At 62.4% G+C, this 18739-nt stretch carries 19 protein-coding genes; 4 read left to right on the forward strand and 15 right to left on the reverse strand.

Going from position 1 to position 18739, the window contains the following annotated elements; all coding sequences use genetic code 11:
* Positions 1–29 precede the first annotated feature (29 nt).
* The gene (gene ykgO / locus FEV51_RS10305) at positions 30–155 is read right to left on the reverse strand and encodes a type B 50S ribosomal protein L36 (RefSeq protein ID WP_050599643.1); all 126 of its coding nucleotides are present in this window, start codon (positions 153–155) and stop codon (positions 30–32) included.
* Positions 156–245: 90 nt separating this feature from the next.
* On the reverse strand, positions 246–1259 hold the full coding sequence (gene galE / locus FEV51_RS10310; RefSeq protein ID WP_138618616.1) for a UDP-glucose 4-epimerase GalE: 1014 nt from the start codon (positions 1257–1259) through the stop codon (positions 246–248).
* Positions 1260–1427: 168 nt separating this feature from the next.
* On the opposite strand from galE, the gene FEV51_RS10315 reads away from it, so the two are divergent.
* Positions 1428–2579 (forward strand): M14 family metallopeptidase, encoded by a 1152-nt coding sequence (locus tag FEV51_RS10315; protein WP_138618618.1) that lies wholly within the window; start codon positions 1428–1430, stop codon positions 2577–2579.
* A gap of 22 nt (positions 2580–2601) precedes the next feature.
* Here the strand turns inward: FEV51_RS10315 and FEV51_RS13155 are convergent, their stop codons facing one another.
* The 4 genes from FEV51_RS13155 to FEV51_RS10330 all read right to left on the reverse strand — a co-directional run bounded on the left by FEV51_RS13155 (position 2602) and on the right by FEV51_RS10330 (position 4532).
* On the reverse strand, positions 2602–2775 hold the full coding sequence (locus tag FEV51_RS13155) for a hypothetical protein (RefSeq protein WP_171033100.1): 174 nt from the start codon (positions 2773–2775) through the stop codon (positions 2602–2604).
* Between the two features lie 80 nt (positions 2776–2855).
* Positions 2856–3272, reverse strand: a complete 417-nt coding sequence (locus FEV51_RS10320; RefSeq protein WP_138618620.1) for a cytidine deaminase — start codon at positions 3270–3272, stop codon at positions 2856–2858.
* A complete protein-coding gene (locus FEV51_RS10325) occupies positions 3272–4021 on the reverse strand; it encodes a glycoside hydrolase family 25 protein (RefSeq protein WP_138618622.1) in 750 nt (249 codons plus the stop codon). The genes FEV51_RS10320 and FEV51_RS10325 overlap by 1 nt, the downstream gene beginning before the upstream one ends.
* 4 nt (positions 4022–4025) lie before the next feature.
* Complete coding sequence (locus FEV51_RS10330) at positions 4026–4532, reverse strand: UPF0262 family protein (protein WP_138618624.1); 507 nt, start codon at positions 4530–4532, stop codon at positions 4026–4028.
* Between the two features lie 167 nt (positions 4533–4699).
* On the opposite strand from FEV51_RS10330, the gene FEV51_RS10335 reads away from it, so the two are divergent.
* Entirely contained in the window at positions 4700–6214 is a 1515-nt protein-coding gene (locus FEV51_RS10335; RefSeq protein ID WP_138618626.1) for a replicative DNA helicase, read from the forward strand.
* Between the two features lie 17 nt (positions 6215–6231).
* On the opposite strand, the gene FEV51_RS10340 is transcribed toward FEV51_RS10335, so the two are convergent.
* On the reverse strand, positions 6232–7419 hold the full coding sequence (locus FEV51_RS10340; protein ID WP_138618628.1) for a phospholipase D-like domain-containing protein: 1188 nt from the start codon (positions 7417–7419) through the stop codon (positions 6232–6234).
* A gap of 108 nt (positions 7420–7527) precedes the next feature.
* Here FEV51_RS10340 and rpoZ point away from each other — a divergent pair, with 108 nt between their 5' ends.
* Positions 7528–7872 (forward strand): DNA-directed RNA polymerase subunit omega, encoded by a 345-nt coding sequence (rpoZ, locus tag FEV51_RS10345; protein WP_138618630.1) that lies wholly within the window; start codon positions 7528–7530, stop codon positions 7870–7872.
* Between the two features lie 108 nt (positions 7873–7980).
* Entirely contained in the window at positions 7981–9072 is a 1092-nt protein-coding gene (locus FEV51_RS10350) for a DUF3667 domain-containing protein (RefSeq protein ID WP_138618632.1), read from the forward strand.
* A gap of 61 nt (positions 9073–9133) precedes the next feature.
* On the opposite strand, the gene ftsH is transcribed toward FEV51_RS10350, so the two are convergent.
* The 8 genes from ftsH to FEV51_RS10390 all read right to left on the reverse strand — a co-directional run bounded on the left by ftsH (position 9134) and on the right by FEV51_RS10390 (position 18617).
* Entirely contained in the window at positions 9134–11098 is a 1965-nt protein-coding gene (ftsH, locus tag FEV51_RS10355; RefSeq protein ID WP_138618634.1) for an ATP-dependent zinc metalloprotease FtsH, read from the reverse strand.
* An 82-nt stretch (positions 11099–11180) separates the two neighbouring features.
* On the reverse strand, positions 11181–12152 hold the full coding sequence (locus tag FEV51_RS10360; protein WP_246034529.1) for a HupE/UreJ family protein: 972 nt from the start codon (positions 12150–12152) through the stop codon (positions 11181–11183).
* Positions 12149–12934 carry a peptidyl-prolyl cis-trans isomerase gene (locus tag FEV51_RS10365; protein ID WP_171033101.1) on the reverse strand — a complete coding sequence of 262 codons (786 nt, stop codon included), beginning with the start codon at positions 12932–12934 and terminating at the stop codon, positions 12149–12151. Before FEV51_RS10365 ends, FEV51_RS10360 begins: the two co-directional genes overlap by 4 nt.
* Positions 12931–14874 (reverse strand): DUF3604 domain-containing protein, encoded by a 1944-nt coding sequence (locus FEV51_RS10370; RefSeq protein WP_246034530.1) that lies wholly within the window; start codon positions 14872–14874, stop codon positions 12931–12933. Before FEV51_RS10370 ends, FEV51_RS10365 begins: the two co-directional genes overlap by 4 nt.
* 67 nt (positions 14875–14941) lie before the next feature.
* On the reverse strand, positions 14942–15574 hold the full coding sequence (locus tag FEV51_RS10375; protein WP_138618638.1) for an exopolysaccharide biosynthesis protein: 633 nt from the start codon (positions 15572–15574) through the stop codon (positions 14942–14944).
* A 57-nt stretch (positions 15575–15631) separates the two neighbouring features.
* Positions 15632–16084, reverse strand: coding sequence for a MaoC family dehydratase (locus FEV51_RS10380; protein ID WP_138618640.1), 453 nt, complete (start codon positions 16082–16084; stop codon positions 15632–15634).
* Positions 16084–17505, reverse strand: coding sequence for an aldehyde dehydrogenase family protein (locus tag FEV51_RS10385; protein WP_138618642.1), 1422 nt, complete (start codon positions 17503–17505; stop codon positions 16084–16086). The genes FEV51_RS10380 and FEV51_RS10385 overlap by 1 nt, the downstream gene beginning before the upstream one ends.
* A 23-nt stretch (positions 17506–17528) precedes the next feature.
* Positions 17529–18617: a CaiB/BaiF CoA transferase family protein gene (locus FEV51_RS10390; protein ID WP_138618643.1), complete on the reverse strand. Its 1089-nt coding sequence runs from the start codon at positions 18615–18617 to the stop codon at positions 17529–17531.
* Between the last annotated feature and the right edge of the window lie 122 nt (positions 18618–18739).

Genomic DNA, 18739 nt, shown 5'->3' on the forward strand with positions numbered 1-18739 from the left:
CGCGCACGGCGGCCCATCACGCCGTGTGCTTAGCCCTGGCGGGCCTTGAAGCGGCGGTTGGTCTTGTTGATGACATAGGTCCGCCCGCGGCGACGGATCACGCGGCAATCGCGGTGACGGCCCTTGAGCGACTTGAGGCTGTTGCGGATCTTCATCGTTTCTCTCAATCAAATAAATACGCGCCGGAGATGGTGCCCCGACGCGACAATTTCAAGCGCGCCCGTTAGCGGGGGGTCCGATTCCCGTCAACCGTTTCCGCGCAATTCGGACAGGCGGCGTTCCCATTGCAGTGCATGGCTGATGATCTCGCCCAGATCCTCATGCTGCGGTTGCCACGTCAGGGTGGCACGGATGCGCGCAGGATCGGAAACCAGCTCGCCCGGATCGCCCGCGCGGCGCGGCTCCAGCTTGCGAGTGATGGTCTGATTGGTCACCCGGTCGACCGCATCAAGCACTTCGAGCACCGAGAACCCCCGGCCATAGCCGCAATTCATCGTCAGCGACCGCTCTGGCTGGGCGATCAGCGCCTCCAGCGCCAGCACATGCGCGGCGGCCAGATCGCTGACATGAATATAGTCGCGCACCCCGGTGCCGTCTGCCGTATCGTAATCGGTGCCGAACACGGCAACGCTGTCACGCTTGCCCGTAGCGGCTTCGCAAGCCACCTTGATCAGATGCGTTGCCCCGGCAGTGGATTGCCCGCTGCGCGCCTGCGGATCTGCGCCGGCGACGTTAAAGTAACGCAGCGCGCAATGGTTAAAGCCGTGCGCCGCGCTGGCGTCGGACAGCATCTGTTCGGTCATCAGCTTGGACCAGCCATAGGGGTTGATCGGCACCTTGGGGCTGTCTTCATCAATGGGCGAGCTTTCGGGCACGCCATAGGTTGCCGCTGTCGAGCTGAAGATGAAATGATCCACCCCGCCAGCCACCGCCGCAGCGATCAGCGCGCGGCTTTTGACCGTATTGTTCTCGTAATATTTAAGCGGCTGTTCGACCGATTCGGGCACAATGATCGATCCGGCGAAATGCATGATCGCCTTCGTGCCCTGCTCGGCAAAGATCCGCGCCAGCAGCGCGGCATCGGCGATATCCCCTTCATACAGCGGGACGCCGTCGGGAATGGCAAACGCGAAGCCGGTCGACAGATTGTCGATCACGGCCACGTCCCAGCCTGCATCTTTCAGCGCCAGCACCGCATGGCTGCCAATATAGCCAGCCCCGCCGGTGACCAGCACCGGTACTTTGTCTGTATTATTCATGACGCGCGCCCTAGCATACGATTTGGTAATCGCAATTCGCCTAAGGAGCCGCCGCGCCGGTACCGGTGCAACCGAATCACCCCCTTGCGCAGACACGCGCAAACGCCCATGCGGGCGGCGCAATTCTGGCGGGCCTGCCCGCTGCACGATACGAAAAAGAGGTTTTCAGTGAGCGATATCCGGATCGATTCCGCCTTTGACAGCGGCAATATCGAAGTGCTTGCAATCGATGGTGCGACAGCCAAATTGGCTATCCCGCGCGACCACATGAGCGAATTTGCGCAGTGGTTCCATTTCCGCGTTGGCGGTGCGGCGGGGCGCGAGCTTGAGCTCAATATCACCGGCCTCAATGACAGCGCATATCCCGGCGGCTGGCCCGGCTATGACGCGTGCGTTTCCGAAGACCGTGATTATTGGGCCCGCGCCGCCTCCAGCTTTGATAAGGATGCCGACGGCGGCACGCTGACGATCCGCTATACGCCCGCCAGCGATATCGCCTGGTTTGCCTATTTCGCCCCCTATTCGATGGAACGGCACCATGATCTGGTGGCCGAGGCTGCTGCGTCGGAAGGCGTCGAATACCGTCATCTGGGCAATACGCTGGACGGTCAGCCGATCGATTGCCTGGCAATGGGCGAAGGCGCGGTCAATGTCTGGCTGTATGCCCGCCAACATCCCGGTGAAACACAGGCCGAATGGTGGATGGAAGGCGCGCTGGAAGTGCTGACCGATCCTGCCGACAGCGTCGGGCGCGAATTGCGCAAGCGGTGCCGCCTGAATGTGGTGCCGAACTGTAATCCCGACGGCAGCCGCCGCGGCCATCTGCGCACCAATGCTGTGGGCGTGAACCTTAACCGCGAATGGGAAAACCCGACTGCGGATAAATCCCCCGAAGTGCTCGCCATCCGCAATGCGATGGATGCCACGGGCGTCGATTTCGCAATGGACGTCCACGGCGACGAGGCGATCCCCGTCAGCTTTCTGGCCGGATTCGAAGGCATCCCGTCATGGACCGATGCGCAGGGCGAAAGTTATTACACTTACGAGCGTATCCTTGACCGCCGCACACTCGATTTCCAGACCGAGCAAGGCTATGCCAAGGCCAAGCGCGGCGGGGCCAATCTGTCGATGAGCACCAATCAGGTGGCAGAGCGTTTCGGAGCCACCGCCATGACGCTGGAAATGCCGTATAAGGACAATCCGGCCAGCCCCGAGCCCGATCAGGGCTGGAGCCCCGAACGGTGCAAGATGCTGGCGCGCGATTGTTTGGCCAGCCTGCTTGAATGGCTGGATAGCAAAGACAGCAAAAACGACAGCTAAGCTGCCCAGCGGCGGCGCGGAATCATCCCGCTAGCACTGCCGCAGCCACTTCTTCGGGCGTGCCGGTGACCAGCAGTGGCTGGCCTCCGACAATGCCGACGAGCGTCTGGCCGTTCTCGCCAATGCGCAGCCAAGCGATATTGCTGGCCACCACGAGGTAATTTCCGCCGCGCGATTTGAGAGGTACGAATTTCATTGGGGGTGTCTCCTGACACCGGCACCCTTAGCGCCAACCACTCTCTGCCGCGTTAACGCCCGCATGTTTCTTTCGCGGTTTTAGTCGAGGCTGGCGGGGCCAAAGGCGTGCGGAAGCAACTCCGAAAGGCGTACCCGCCGCACAGTCCCCGGCCCGACACACAGAATCTCCGGATCGGTGCTGCCCAGCTGGGCCAACTCGCTCAGCACCTGACGGCACCGCCCGCACGGCGTGATCGGTTCGCTGCCGCCCTTGTCCAGCGGGCCGACCACAGCGACCGCTTCCAGCCCCCCGCGTACTCCGCCCGCCATCGCCTTGGAAACCGCGACCGTTTCAGCGCATAGCGCCAGACCGTAGCTGGCGTTTTCGATATTGGTGCCGGTCACCACGCTGCCATCGGCGAAGCGCAGCGCAGCACCCACGGCGAAATCCGAATAGGGCGAGTAGGAATGGCGCGCCGCCTCGCGCGCGGCGGCGATCAGATTTTCGTCAGTCATTAATTGTCCTCACGCCGGATCACTGCCCAGCGCAGCGGCTTCGCGGCTGCCTCGGTCTGCAAGGTCCGGTTTGCCGTCCACAACATCCACGGACGGCCAGCATAGACCGGCTCGAACCAATTGCGGGCCAGCCACAATTGCCGGTCAATCCGCTGCGCGACGTGATAGCGCTCTTCGAAATCCTTGCTCGGCGCCAGAATCACCGCCTTGCCCGAATGCGCCTCTATCTGATTGACCAGCGTCATCAGCTCGCTTTGGACCGCAGCGTCCGAAACGCGCGTGGGGCAATCGCTCGCATCGCCTTCCAGCAGGATCGCCGGCGGCAGCAGATCGCCATCGCGCGGCACCACGGTTACGAAATTGGCCGATTGCCCGTCAGCCGGGACGCAAGGGTCGAATTCATGTACCGCGCCGACTTCCAGACCGGCATCACGCGCGGCCGCGAAGTTGGCGGGGAAGCGCGCATCCTGCCGGCCAGCACCGTGGCTCGCCAGCACATATGTGAACTTCGCGCCCAGCCCGGCGATAGTGCCGAAATCGACAACCCCGTCACGCTCGCCCACCACTGCGCCCTGATCAGGCCACAACTGTTCGTCTGGACGCCATTGCCGCCCCTTGTACCATGCGAAACCCGCAGCCAGCAGCGCGAATGCCAGCAGGAACGCGGCCATGATGCCCGCGCGCGAGACCTGCCGTTTGGCTTTCTTCTTGCTGCGGCGCTTGCGCTGAACCGTTTGCTTCCTGGCCATGCCCCTACCCCCGTATGTGCAGCACGCAGATCAGCGTGAACAGCCGCCGCGCGGTGGCAAAATCGGTATCGACCTTGCCCTCAAGCCGCTCGATCAGCAGCTCGGCTGCGCGATTGTGCACCCCGCGGCGGGCCATGTCGATGGTCTCGATTTCAGCCGGAGTGGCCTTGCGGATCGCTTGATAATAGCTGTCGCAGATCGCAAAATATTCGCGGATCGGGCGGCGAAAACGCGCCAGCCCCAGCAGCAATTCTTCGATCACGACGTCGTCAGCATCGGCAATGGTCATTGCCAGCCGCCCGTCACGCACTGCCAGCGTCAGGCGGAACGGACCGCCTGCCCCGCGCTCGGCTGCGCGCAGCGGCTTGAAGGTGTTTTCCTCGATCAGATCGAAGATCGCGACGCGCCGTTCCTGCTCGACATCAGCATTGCGCCACAGGATCGTCTCTTCATCCAGAGCAATATGCGCGATGCGGTAATCGCTTTGTGGGGGAGATGCGGAATCGGTCATGCGCTGCGGACCGCTTTCGCAAGCCTTACAGGGCACGGCAAGGGCGGGGATCGCAATGGTGTCCTTTTGGCCCGGATTGCGGCTTTTCGGATTCCTCCACAGGGCTGTCCTCGGATCAGTTGAATTGCTGCCTTCACAGCCAATTCCCATTCCCGCATGGTGGCGCCATGGCCGACACCGACCTTATGCTTCGCCCCGACGATTCGCCCGCCGCAACTGCGCCGCAGGGCCGCTCCCTGCCCGCCAACCTTGAGGCGGAGGCGGCATTTATCGGCGCGGTGCTGATCGACAACAAGGTGATCGAGGAACTGCAGACCCCGCTGGCGCCCGCCCATTTTCACGAGCCGGTGCATCAGCGTATTTACGAACGGGTGTTGACCCTGCTGGACCGCAATTCGGTCGCCACGCCGGTCACCCTCAAACCCTATTTCGAGGCTGACCAGGGGCTGAAACAGCTGGGCGGCGTGACCTATCTGGCACAGCTGACCGCCGATGGTCAGGGCCTGCTGCACCCGCGCCAATTGGCCGAACAGATCTATGACCTCGCGCTGCTGCGCGAACTGGTGACTGTGGGCCGGACACTGGTCGAAGGCGCGCTGGACACGTCCGAAGAGGTCGCGCCGCTGCAGAAGATCGAGCAGGCCGAGGCCGATCTGTACCGCGTTGCCGAGGGGGCGACCACGGGCAGCGAGGCGCAAAGCTTCCGCACCGCCGCGCTGGGCGCGCTGCAAATGGTGCAGGCGGCGATGAATTCGGGCGGGCGCTTTTCGGGCAAGACCACCGGGCTCGACACGATCAACGACAAGACCAGCGGCCTGCACAATTCGGATCTTATCATTCTGGCCGGACGTCCCGGCATGGGCAAAACCTCGCTCGCCACCAACATCGCGTTCAACGCAGCTGCGCGGCAGATGCGCGACAAGATTGACGGCATCGAGAAATCCCCCGGCGCAGCCACCGCTTTTTTCAGTCTGGAAATGAGCGCCGATCAGTTGGCCACCCGTATCCTTGCCGAACAGGCCGAAATTTCGAGCGAGAAGCTGCGGTCCGGCATGCTTAGCCGCGAGGAGTTTCAGCGGCTGTCCTTCGCCAGCCAGGAATTGAACGACCTGCCGCTGTATATCGATGACACGCCCGCGCTGACCATCGGCGCGCTGCGCACCCGAGCGCGGCGGCTGAAGCGGCGGCACGATATCGGGCTGGTGATCGTCGATTATCTCCAGCTGCTGCAAGGTTCGGGCCGCGCCACCGACAACCGCGTGAACGAAATTTCGGAGATCAGCCGGGGGCTCAAGACGCTTGCCAAGGAACTGGCGGTTCCGGTGATCGCGCTGTCACAGCTCAGCCGCGCGGTGGAACAGCGCGAGGACAAACGTCCGCAGCTGTCGGATTTGCGAGAATCAGGCTCGATCGAGCAGGACGCCGATATGGTGTGGTTCATTTTCCGCGGTGAATATTATCACAACTCGCTGAAGCCCGACACGCCAGACGAAACCAGCAGTGAAGACGTGCGCAACAAATATTCCGAATGGGAAGCGCGCCATCTGGAACTGGTGAACAAGGCCACACTGATCATCGCCAAGCAGCGTCACGGCTCCACCGGCAATGTCCCGCTGCTGTTCCAGAGCGAGTTCACCAAGTTCACCTCACCCGAATCGCGCGATTATTCGGATTACGAATAGGCGCAGAACGGGCGCGCTCAGATCCCCAGATTCAGCCGCCGTGAGACGGTGTAATCGATCACCGACACCAGTACCCAGCCAGCCCACCAGCGAATCCGGTTCCACACAGTCGCGCGGCTGCGGTGCAGCTGCGGCGTGATAGCTTCCGACACAGCGATATGCTGGCTGACGAATTCACGCATGGTGTTGGCCAGCGCGGCGTCTTCGATCCGCAGCATCACTTCCAGATTGAGATAGAGGCTGCGCATGTCGAAATTGGCGCTGCCCATATAAACCGCATCGTCGAGTACGATCAGCTTGGTGTGCAGCTTGCACGGGCTGAATTCCCAAATTTTCGCGCCGCGTTTGAGCAGGTAATTGTACAGCGATCGGGTTGCGCCGATGGTGGCGCCATTGTCCGATTTGCCCGCCATCACCAACCGCGTCTGCCCCTTGCGCGCCACCCGAGCGATGCGTTTCAGCAGGGTGTAAGGCGGCGAGAAATAGGCCATAAACATGTCCAGCTTCTCCCCCTCGGCCAGATCGCGCGTGACGCAGCGCGCCCAGCTGGACAGGCCGCGTGTGGGGCCGCCGACCAGCCAGCGCGCGTGGCCTTGACCTGAGGTCCAGTCCCATTGCTGTACCGTGTCGCGGATCGCCCGGAAATTGGCGCTGTCATTGTCGGTCCAGTCCAGCAGCTTGGCGAACCATTCGACCAGCCCGGCCACCGCATCGCCTTCGATCAATATGGCCAGATCGTTCCAGCCATTGTCCTGCGGCGAAGCGAAATAGTCGTCCTCGATATTGAATCCGCCGAACAGCGCGCGCTCGTCATCGGCGATCACCATCTTTTGATGATTGCGGATCAGATAGCGCTGGGTCTTGCGCGGGCTGAAACACAGGTGCCGACCGCCGCAATCGACCAGTGGCTTTAGGAATTCATCGGTTGCCGCCGCGCCGAATCGGTCGATAATCAGAGTCACTTCAACCCCGCGCTGCGCCGCTTCGCACAGGGCATCGCGCAATTCGGTGCTCACCGTGTCTTCGGCAAAGATGTAGAAACACACATCCAGCTTGCGCTTGGCCGATGCCACCAGCTTCAACAGCGCACCGCGGCGGTCCTGTCCGGCGGGATAGAAGGTCAGCGATTGCCCCTGTGCCGTGGCCGAGAACGGCGGCGGGTCGCGGTAATTCGCCAGGTCTTGCTGGTCAGTCTGATCGCCCATGGCTGCGTGCTGTAGCGCCGCGCCGCACGGGCGCAAATGCTTGACTGCCACGCTATGCACGACTAAGCAGCGCGCTTTCCCGACACCCCTGATTGACCGGAGTGCCCGATGGCGCGCGTTACCGTTGAAGATTGCGTTGACAAGATTCCCAACCGTTTCGACCTTGTCCTGCTGGCTGCCCAGCGGGCTCGTGAGATTTCAGGTGGTGCGGAACTGACGATCGAGCGGGACCGGGACAAGAACCCGGTTGTCGCATTGCGCGAAATTGCGGAACAGACCGTGCGCCCGACCGAGCTCAAGGAATCGGCCATCGGCAATCTGCAGAAGATCCTGCCTGATGACGAGGAAGAAGCGGACGAAGTCGGCTCGCTCAGCCAGTCGGCAGAAGCGCTGCGGATTACGGCTTCGGCCCCGACCCGCTCAACCTCGGTTGGCGGCGATTACGAAGGCTAAGCCTGCGTGTCCCATTACTGAACAGCTGAAGGCCGCCCCGATGGGCGGCCTTTTGCGTTGCAGTGCGTGTGTTGTGGCCGCTACACACGCGGGCGGAGGGCAAGCGGTATGAGCAATATTGGCGATGCACTGGGCACAGCTGTCGAAGGCGGCCTGTTGTCACGCGCTGTCGCCAGCAAAGCTACCGGCAAGCAGCCGCCGGATGGGGATGACGTTCCACTCGCCGAAGGTCATTTTTCCGAAAGCAGCTGCCTCAATTGCGGCGAACTGCTGACTGGCCCTCATTGTCACCAATGCGGTCAGAAGGCACATTTGCACCGCACGCTGGGCGCGTTCATGCATGATCTGCTCCACGGGGCGCTGCATTTCGAAGGCAAGACCTGGAAAACGCTGCCCAAGCTGGCGTTCAAACCAGGCGAGCTGACCCGCCGCTATATCGCGGGAGAGCGCGCACGCTTTGTGTCACCGATGGCGCTGTTCCTGTTCTCGATCTTTCTGATGTTCGCAGTGTTTCAGGCGGTGGGGCTGACCACGCCAACCGACATCGATACCGAAGGTCCAATCGCACAGGCAAAGGTGCAGGCGAGCGAAGCGCGAGCAGACGTCCAGCTGAAATATGACGCCCTGCCCGAGAACGATCCGCAGCGCGCTGATTTATCCGGCGAAATCGCGAAGCTCGATACAGCGCTTGCAGCTATCGAGACCGGACAGGATTATACGTTCACGAACAAGGACGACAAGACCGTCTCGATGTCGATCAAGCAGACCGGCTGGAACTGGCTGGACAATGCGGTGCAAAAATGGCGCACCAATCCCAGCCTGATGCTCTATAAATTGCAGGCCAACAGCTACAAATTCAGCTGGCTGTTGATCCCGCTGTCGATCCCGTTCGTATGGCTGCTGTTCTTCTGGAAGCGGCGCTTCAAAGCCTATGATCACGCAATTTTCGTGACCTATTCGATCGCTTTCATGTCGCTGCTGTTCATCACCATCTCACTGCTGATCAAATTTGGCGCGGCAGAGTGGCTGTGGGGGAGCATGCTGGCCTTCATCCCGCCCGTGCACATGTATAAGCAATTGCGCGGTGCCTACGGCCTGTCGCGCTTTTCCGCGCTGTGGCGGCTGGCAGTGTTGCTGTTCTTCATTGCAATTGTGGCAATGCTGTTCCTGCAAGTCCTGCTGCTGTTGGGCGCAATCTGAGGCACAAGCAAAAGGGGCGCCCCGCAGGACGCCCCTTCAATTGTCTCGGATTACCAGCGACTTAGACGCCCTGCGGCGCTGTCCCGCCTTCGCCGCCAAACTTGCGTCCGGCCTTGGGCACGGCTGCGCCGCCGGCGGGCTTGATCGCAATCGGGCCGCGCGGTTCGTTGGGGCGATCGATCTTGCCGTCCTTGATCAGCTGGTCGATTTCTTCACCGCTCAGCGTTTCATATTCGAGCAGCGCCAGCGCCAGCAGATGGAGCTTGTCTTCCTGCTCGCTGAGCACCTGAGTCGCCCGTTTGAGACCGTTTTCGACCAATTCCTTGATCTCGGCATCGATCAGCTTGTTGGTTTCCGCGCCGCCCATGGTGCGTGCGGTCTGGCCCATTCCAAGATAGCCTTCCTGGCTTTCCTCGTATTGAAGCGGGCCGAGCTTGTCGGACATACCCCATTTGGTGACCATGCTGCGTGCCAGATCGGTGGCGTATTGGATATCGCCCGATGCGCCGCTGGAAACCTTGTCATGCCCGAAGATGATTTCTTCTGCCACGCGACCGCCCATCGCCACCGCCAGATTGGCGTGCATTTTGTCGCGGTGATAGGAATAGCTGTCGCGTTCGGGCAACCGCATAACCATGCCCAGCGCACGGCCGCGCGGGATGATCGTGGCCTTGTGAATGGGATCGGACGCCGGTTCGTTGACCGACACCAGCGCGTGACCAGCCTCGTGATAGGCGGTCATTTTCTTCTCTTCCTCGGTCATGACCATGCTGCGGCGTTCAGCGCCCATCATGACCTTGTCCTTGGCGTCTTCAAATTCCTGCATCGCCACCAGCCGCTTGTTACGGCGGGCCGCCAGCAGGGCAGCTTCATTCACCAGATTGGCAAGATCCGCGCCCGAGAAACCCGGCGTGCCGCGCGCAATGGTGCGCGGATTGACGTCGGGCGCCAGCGGCACCTTCTTCATGTGTACGGCAAGGATCTTCTCGCGCCCTTCGATATCGGGAATCGGCACAACCACCTGGCGATCGAAGCGGCCCGGACGCAGCAGCGCGGGGTCCAGCACATCGGGACGGTTGGTGGCCGCGATGATGATGATGCCTTCATTGGCCTCAAAGCCATCCATCTCGACCAGCAGCTGGTTCAGCGTCTGTTCGCGCTCGTCATTGGAATTGCCCAGACCGTGGCCGCGATGACGGCCAACCGCGTCGATTTCGTCGATGAAGACGATGCACGGCGCATTTTTCTTCGCCTGTTCGAACATGTCGCGCACACGGCTGGCGCCGACGCCCACAAACATTTCGACAAAGTCGGAGCCCGAAATGGTGAAGAACGGCACGCCCGCCTCGCCCGCAATCGCGCGCGCCAGCAGCGTCTTGCCGGTGCCGGGGCTACCGACCAGCAATGCACCCTTGGGGATTTGTCCGCCCAGCTTGGCAAAGCGGTGCGGGTCCTTGAGAAACTCGACGATTTCTTCCAGCTCTTCACGCGCTTCGTCGATACCGGCGACATCGGCAAAGGTGACCTTGCCCTGCTTTTCGGTCAGCAGCTTGGCCTTGGATTTGCCAAAGCCCATCGCGCCGCCTGCGCCGCCGCCCTTCTGGACCTGTCGCAGCGCAAAGAATGCGACGCCCAGGATCAGCAGAAAGGGGAGCGTCTGGATCAGGATGTACAGCAGCACATTGCCTTCATCCGCTTCAGCGCCGGAATAGGCGACGCCGTTATCCTCGAGCAATTTGGGCAGACCGGTGTCGGTTTTGACCGGGATGGTGGTGAAAACGTCACCATTTTTCATCGTGCCGGTGATTTTCTTGTCGGAAATCTGGACGTCGGTGACCGAGCCTTCAGCCACTTTCGCCTTGAACGCCGAATAGGGCACCGCTGCGCCGCTGGGCTGTCCGGCATTGCCGAACACCGATACAACCATCAGCAGGGCCAGGAAAATCCCGCCCCACACCATCAGGCTTTTCACCCAGGGATTGGGACCTTCGCCCTCAGGGCCAGGCTGCTCGTTTTGATCGCTCATCGACAGGAAATCCTTTCGTCCCCGCCAATGTAGGTGCGCAGGGGTGAATGGCAAGTTGACCGGACACGCGAAAATTCCGCGCTCAGCCAGCGATCCGGTCGATCAGCCAATATGCGCCAGTGATCCCGATGGCATAGGACGCCAAACGAATCGCAGGTATTTCGGCGGCGGGGCGCAGCCTGACAAGCGCAGCGCGCAGCAGCATTACGGCTGCGATGACGGCAAGCTGGCCCGCTTCGACGCCCAGATTGAAGCTTAGCAGGGCAGCAGGCACCTCGCCTTCGGGCAAGCCGATTTCGCGCAATGCCCCGGCAAAGCCCAATCCGTGGAGCAGGCCAAATCCAAAGGCGACCAGCCACGGCAGGCGGTGTGACAGCGTGTCCCGCCGTCCGCGCAACAGTTCCAGCGCCAGAAACACAATGCTCAGCGCAATCAGTGCCTCAACCGGACGCTGGGGCAATCCGGCCAGACCCAGCGTCGCACCCGCCAGCGTCAGCGAATGCGCCACTGTAAACGCTGTGGCGGCGATCACTACGGCCCGGCCGCGCACGACCAGCAGCACCAATGCAATTACAAACAGCAGATGGTCCCAGCCCGACAGGATATGCCCCGCGCCCAGCACGAAATATTCGCGCCATACCTGCCCCGCATCGGGCCGCGCGGCGATGGTCGCGGCGGGCTGCGACAGTGTCAGCCGATAGATTTGCACCGGGCGGCCCTGAGGCGCGATTCGCACCAGAGCCTCTGGCGCGGTGGCGGTCAGCGGCCAGCCGATACGCTGGCCCGCAATCTCGCCTTGGCAGCGCACTTGCGCAGAACCAAGAGCGGCCAGCGCGGCAATATCGAAGCGCGGTTCGCCAATTATGCGGCACGCTGCGGGGAGAACCGGTAAAGTGCGCGGATTATCGGCGGACGAGGCCAGCGGCTGCTTCCAGCCCAGCGACCACATCGCCGCCTCACGCTGGGCGAACTGGACCGAGACCGGGCGCAGCTCGTCAGCGGAGGCAGGCACCGCCAGCAGCAATGCGAACAGGGCGGCGAGGTATCTCCTCACTCGATTTCGACCCGGTATGCCTCACGCAGAGCATTGTACGCGGCCGCCCGCCGCGCCGTGATGGTGCTGTTGCGCCAGTCGGCCTCGACGCGGTCACGGATTTCCGCCAGCGGCGGCACGCTGCCTTCCTCGCGATGGGACAGACGCACAAGGTGCCAGCCAAAGCCCGAGGGGATCGGCCCCTGCCACTCACGCGCCACCGACCGCTCGGCGATTTCCTGCGCGAATTGCTGCCCGAAAATCGCGCCCAGTTCGACCATCGACTTCGCATCGACAGTGCGCGGCAGGCTGATCGGCTGGCCGCTCGGCGAGGCCTGCCCCTTGGCCGCCAGCGCCGCCGCCTCGCTAGCGAAATAGACCTGTTCGAAATTCACCACACCGCCGGTTTCAAAAGTGCCCGCGTGGGCTTTGTGCCATTCTTCGAGCACCGCATCACCGGGTGTTTCCGCCTCGGCACTGGCCGCTGCAATCTCGTCCATCTTGGTGGCTAGCCGCCGCCGCACTGCCGGATCGTCCCGGTCCAGCCCCAGCCTCAGTGCTTCACGGTACAGCACTTCCTCGCGCACGCGGCGTTCGATCAGGCCCGACAATTCAGCATCGGTGGGCGGCCGGCCCATCATCTGGGCGAAGCCCTGCGCGATTTGCGCCTGGTCGCTGCGGCTCAGGCTGATCGTGCGGCTGGCGGGATCAACCGGCGTGCCGATCCACGCGAACAGCGCGTACAGCACGGCTCCGCCGATCAGGAAATGCAACAGCGGTTCGCGCAGCAGCGCGCGGCTCACGCGCCCTCCATGATGGCCGGGGCATCGCCTGGCCGCGCGGCAGGCCGCAGCCATACTGGCGAGCTGTATGCCCGTTCCTGCGCCACCCCCTGCTCGATCACATCTTCGGGAATCTCAAGCCCAAACCTTTTGGCATCGAACAGCACCCAGCGCGGCGTGGGGATTTCCAGCACGCGGACATAATAGAACGCGTTTTGCCCGGCGCGGTAATCGGGATCGGTCCAGGCGGCACGCAGTTCTGCGGCGCCGATCGTGTTGGTATAGCTGGCATTGGCGCGGTCGACAGTATCGCCCACCGCCGGAACCTTGCCGCCATTACGCTGGCGCTTGGCCATATCGGACCAGACCACATCATAGACCTGTTCCTGCGCCACCCCGTCGGCGCCGACCCAGCCCTTCACCACCTGCACCCGGTCAAGATTTGCGCCGTCGGGATCCTTGAGCGCCGAGATCAGGAAACTGGGTGCCTTGCCGCTATCGGTCAGCTGTCCGCCCATCGGCACGCCGCGCGTATAGCCTGCGCGCACCCAATCGCCTTCCCAGTCCTGTTCGGCAAAGTCGAACCCGGCAAACAGCCGCACGGTCATGCGCGGGCCAGTGGTGGCATAGACTTCGCGCCGCATGAAGGCGTCGAAGATTTCCGTCCGCGTATTGCCGCGCGCCCAGGCCGCTGCATAGCCGCCCGCCAGATAATTCCAGCCGAAACGCCCCACGCGCGTACCCAGATTTTGCGGCCGCATCGCGCGGGTCGCCTTGGGTTCATTGCCGGTGTGCTTGCCAAAGAAATTGTCCTCATCCCCGGTGGCCAGCGCGGTGTGGCTGTCGGTCGCACCGATCAGGCCAAAGGCATAGGGGTTGGCCCCCGTCTGCTGCTCCAGTGTCAGCCCGCGCTTCAGCGCCGATCGGACATAGGATCCGGGCAGCATGTCGGGCGTGGTTGTGTGGGTCAGCGGCAGATTGCCCAGCTCCCACCCGGCGATTCCGAACCCGGCCAACTCGTCATTAGGAGAAAGGAAGGGGTGCGTCTCGCTGTCGCCCTTGATCTGCGTGGCCTCCACCACCGGCTCTCGCGCGGCGCGGCGGCGGGCGTAGGCGGCGGTCATCGGCCCGCCATCCGGGCCGGTCAGTTCGAACATCTGCCCGTTGGAAAGATTGGAATTGTGCGGGATCGCCAGCACCTTGCCCCCGGTCGCCCGTTCATAGGCTTCCATATAATCCCACAGCTGCTCCGCCTCGGTATCGATGCCGGGGAACGGCACCACCTGCTCGGTCCGATCATCATTGTCCCTGAACATCACCACCCGGTGCAGATTGTTGCCATCGGGCATGGCGGTCCATTCAAACCCGGCAAAGGCGGTGAATGTGCCCGGCTGGTTATAGCGTTCCAGCAGCGCCAGATGATTGTCCCACAGCGCGCGGGTCGCCCCTGCCTGCCGCTCGGGATCGCGCAAGGCTTCGGGAATTTCGTCATTGGCAGCGGCGGTAATCAGCTCGGCAATTGCGCGCTGCGACCCTTCCGGCCCTTCGTGCATCAGATCGTACCAGCGCCGCAGCACCGGATCGCGCACCAGCATGCGCGGGGCATCAAACAGCCGCCGGGTGGCACCCATCGCGTCCGAATGATCGGCGATGACCAGGAAATCGAGTGGGCGGTCGAGCTGTGCTGGCATGCCGGTGGTGGCCGTCACCTGCTCGCCGCGCGCAAATTTCAGCGCGTCCTCTGGCCCCAGCCGGACGCCGAAGCCAAAGGCGTCAACCGAAACATCCGTGTGGAGATGTGTGTCGCCCCAATATGGGCGATCGGGAAACTCAGGGAGCTCGGCGGTTTGCGCCTGATCCCCGGATTGCGCGGCGGCATCAGGGTCAGACGCGACCATGTCGCAGCCGACCAACGTCAATGCTGCAGTGGTCGTCCACGCGGCCATAACCAGCTTGCGCATCGGTTTCTCCCCATTTCCCTTTGCAACCTTTCTGCGCGCCTAGGCAGCGCCGCGTCAAGCGCACTGGTCAGAAGAAATTAAGCCCGCTCTCGGCCAGATCCGATGTGGCATAGAGATAGCCGCCCAGCGCCGCCGCCAGCCCGGCAAACATCAGCGCCCCCAGCACCAGCGCTCCGTCACGCACAATCAGCGCCAGTCCCAGCATCGCAATCGCCAGCATCGGCAGCGAACTGGCAAAGGGCAACAGCTCAAGCGGCGGCACCGTGCAGCACAGCAGGATGATAACAAGCCCCACCAACCGTTGCCACACGCCCTGAGTCAGCTGTTCCAGCCGCCCTTCGCTGTGGCTGTCCAGCCAATGCCCGATCCCGCGCAGCTTGCGCACCGCGCGGTGCCATTTCTTGCCCGTGACGGACCGCGAACGGATGAAGCGCGGCATCCACACATGATCGCGGCCCAACAGCAATTGTCCTGCCACCAGCGCGATGATGACAGCCAGAAATGTCGGCACGAAGGGAACGCCGCCAATCGGGGTCAGCTCCATCAGGGCAGGCAGCATGATGAAGGGGCCGAAACTGCGCTCGCCAAAATCGCGCAGCACATGGGCAACGCACACACGGCTGCGGCTGGAGGCCAGATCGTCGAGCTCGCCCAGCACGTCCTCGACGCTTTCCGGCGGATGATGGGGATCATGCGGCATTGCGAACTTTCCTCCGGTCCAAACGGCTGGACCGGAGGATTGGGTCCGCAAGTGCGCTTAGGCGGCGCTTTTCTTCAACAGAGCCGAGCGTTCACAGCGGCACACCACTTCGCCGCGCTGATTGGTCGCCTCATGCACGAAAGTGACGATCCCGGTATCGGGCCGCGATTTGCTTTGACGCAAAGCCGCCACTTCGCTGGTGGCGTGCAAGGTGTCGCCCAGAAACACCGGCTTGGGCATGACCAGTTTGTCATAGCCCAGATTGGCCACCAGCGTGCCCAGCGTGGTGTCAGCGACCGACAACCCCACCATCAATGCAAATGTGTAGGTGCCATTGACCAGGATCTGCCCGAATTCGCTGGCCTTTGCCGCCTCGACATCGAGGTGCAAAGGCTGCGGATTGTGAGTCATCACGGTGAAGAAGAGGTTGTCCGCCTCTGTCACCGTGCGCCGGATCTCATGCGTGATCTTGTCGCCGATGTTCCATTCGTCGAAGTGCCGTCCTGCCATCAGGCGTCGTATCCCATGACCGCCTTGACTTCGAGGAAGTCATGGAAGCCGAACTCGCCCCATTCGCGGCCATTGCCCGACTTCTTGTAACCGCCGAACGCGGCGTTCATGTCATAGGCACCATTGATCGCCACCCGGCCTGCACGAATGCGCGGAGCCAGCTTTTTGGCAGTTTCGATGTCTTCTCCCGCAATGTGGCTGGCAAGACCGTATTCGGTGTCATTGGCAATGCGGATCGCGTCATCATAATCCTCATAACCGATGATGGACAGCACCGGGCCGAAGATTTCCTCGCGCGCGATGGTCATGTCATTGTCGACATCGGCGAAGACGGTCGGTTTGACGTAATGGCCGGTCTCCAGCCCATCGGGTTTGCCGGTTCCGCCAGCGACCAACGTGGCACCTTCGGAAATGCCCTTTTCGATCAGGCCCTGGATCTTGTCCCACTGTGCGCCGGAGACGACCGGACCGATGGTGGAATTGCCCTTGGGGTCACCGGGAATCACGCCCTCAGCGGCTTCCTTGGCGGCAACCTTGGCTTCGTCCATCCGCTTGGCCGGGACCAGCATGCGGCTGGGCGCGGTGCAGGTCTGGCCCGAATTGTTCATCATCGCGGTGGTGCCGCGCGCAACCGATTTGGCAAAGGCGCCATCATCCAGAATGATGTTCGGGCTTTTGCCGCCCAGTTCCTGCGCCACGCGCTTGACCGTCTTGGCGGCATTTTCGGCAATCGCGATGCCCGCGCGGGTCGAGCCGGTGAAGCTGACCATATCTATATCGGTATGGCCAGAGATCGCGGTGCCAACACCCGGACCGTCACCATTGATCAGGTTGAACACGCCAGCCGGTACGCCAGCCGCGTGCATAATCTCGGCAAAGATCGCCGCATCGAGTGGAGCGATTTCCGACGGCTTGAGCACCATCGTGCAGCCGGTTGCCAGCGCTGGAAACACCTTGCAGGCGATCTGGTTCAGCGGCCAGTTCCACGGGGTAATCATACCGACCACGCCAATTGGCTCGTAACGATGCATCGTTGGCCCGTCCTGCCGTTCGAATTCGAAATTTTCCAGAATGCCGATGGTCGTCTGGAGATGCCCCGACAACAAGCCAACATGCGGACCATTGGCCAGCGACATCGGGGCGCCCATTTCATCGCTCACCGCGCGCGCCAGATCTTCCTTGCGCTTGCCAATTTCGGACAGGATGGCGCGCATTACCGTAAGCCGTTCCTCGCGGCTGGTTTGCGACCAGCTTTCAAACGCGTTGCGTGCAGCGGCCACCGCCTTGTCGACATCTGCGGCACTGCCCAGCGAGATGTGACCGATGGTTTCTTCGGTGGCTGGGTTCTCGACCGGGACCGTGTTGGGCTTGACCGGATCGACCCACGCGCCATCGATATAAAACTGGGTGAACTCGTACATAAATCTCTCCTTTGTGCGCCGCCCTAGCGTTCCTGTGCCCACCGCGCCACCACATCCGCGCCATCATCCGCGCTATCGCGAATGGTACCGGGGGTGCGGTCAAAGCGCGGTGCGGGCGCAGTATGCCAGCGGCCGCCATGTTCGACGAAAGCGCCGCGTGCCTTCATGTGGGGATGATCCTTCGCTTCGTCGAGGGGGACGACAGGGGCAAAGCACGCATCGCTGCCTTCGAGCAGTTCGCACCATTCGGCCTGCGTTCTGGTGGCAAACAATTCGCGCAGCCTGCCCGTGTAATCGTCCCAATTGGCAGGGTTGAGCTGCCCCTCGCGCAGTTCCTCAGGCGCATCGGCGCGCTGGAGCAATTCGGCATAGAACTTCGGCTCGATCGCGCCGACGCTGATCTCCTTGCCGTCATGGCAGGTGTAACAGCGATAGAAATGCGCCGCCCCGCCCAGCAGTCCCGTCCCGCGTTCCGTGGTGCGCAGCGCCGATGGCGGCTGACCATAGAAAAAGCTCATCAGGCTGGTCACACCATCGACAATTGCGGCATCGACGACCTGCCCCTTGCCCGACCGCTCCCGCTCATACAGCGCGGCCAGAATGCCAAAGGCGCAATAAAGCGAACCGCCGCCAAAATCGCCGACCAGATTTTGCGGCGGTATGGGCAATTCGCCCTTGGCCCCAATCGCATCCAGAGCGCCGGTCACTGCAATATAATTGAGATCATGCCCCGCCGCCTGCGCCAGTGGCCCGTCCTGCCCCCAGCCGGTCATCCGCGCGTAAACCAGCCGCTCATTCGCTGCCAGCAGCACGTCCGGCCCCAGCCCCAGCCGTTCCATCACGCCGGGGCGAAACCCTTCGATCAGCACATCGGCATTGGCGCAGGCCTTCAAGGCGAGCGCCTTGCCTTCGGCGCTTTTCATATCGACCGCCACACGGTGACGCGCGCGTTCAACCACCGGATTCATCACCGCACCGCCCGGCCGCCCGATCCGCACGACCTCAGCCCCCAGATCGGCCAGCAGCATGGCAACATGCGGCCCAGGCCCGATGCCAGCGAACTCCACCACCCTGACCCCGGTCAATGGTCCGCTCTGGTTGATCGTGCTCATAACGTTGTCCTTTTGTCTCTGGCGGTGTGCATGGATTGCCGCACACCGCTTTGGCAAGCGTCGCTGGCGCTCGACTGGTCAGCAAACTTGTAACATTCGCAATATTGCGGAGAGCATGAAGT

Origin of the sequence: Qipengyuania marisflavi (assembly GCF_005884405.1) — a bacterium.
GTDB lineage: Bacteria > Pseudomonadota > Alphaproteobacteria > Sphingomonadales > Sphingomonadaceae > Qipengyuania > Qipengyuania marisflavi.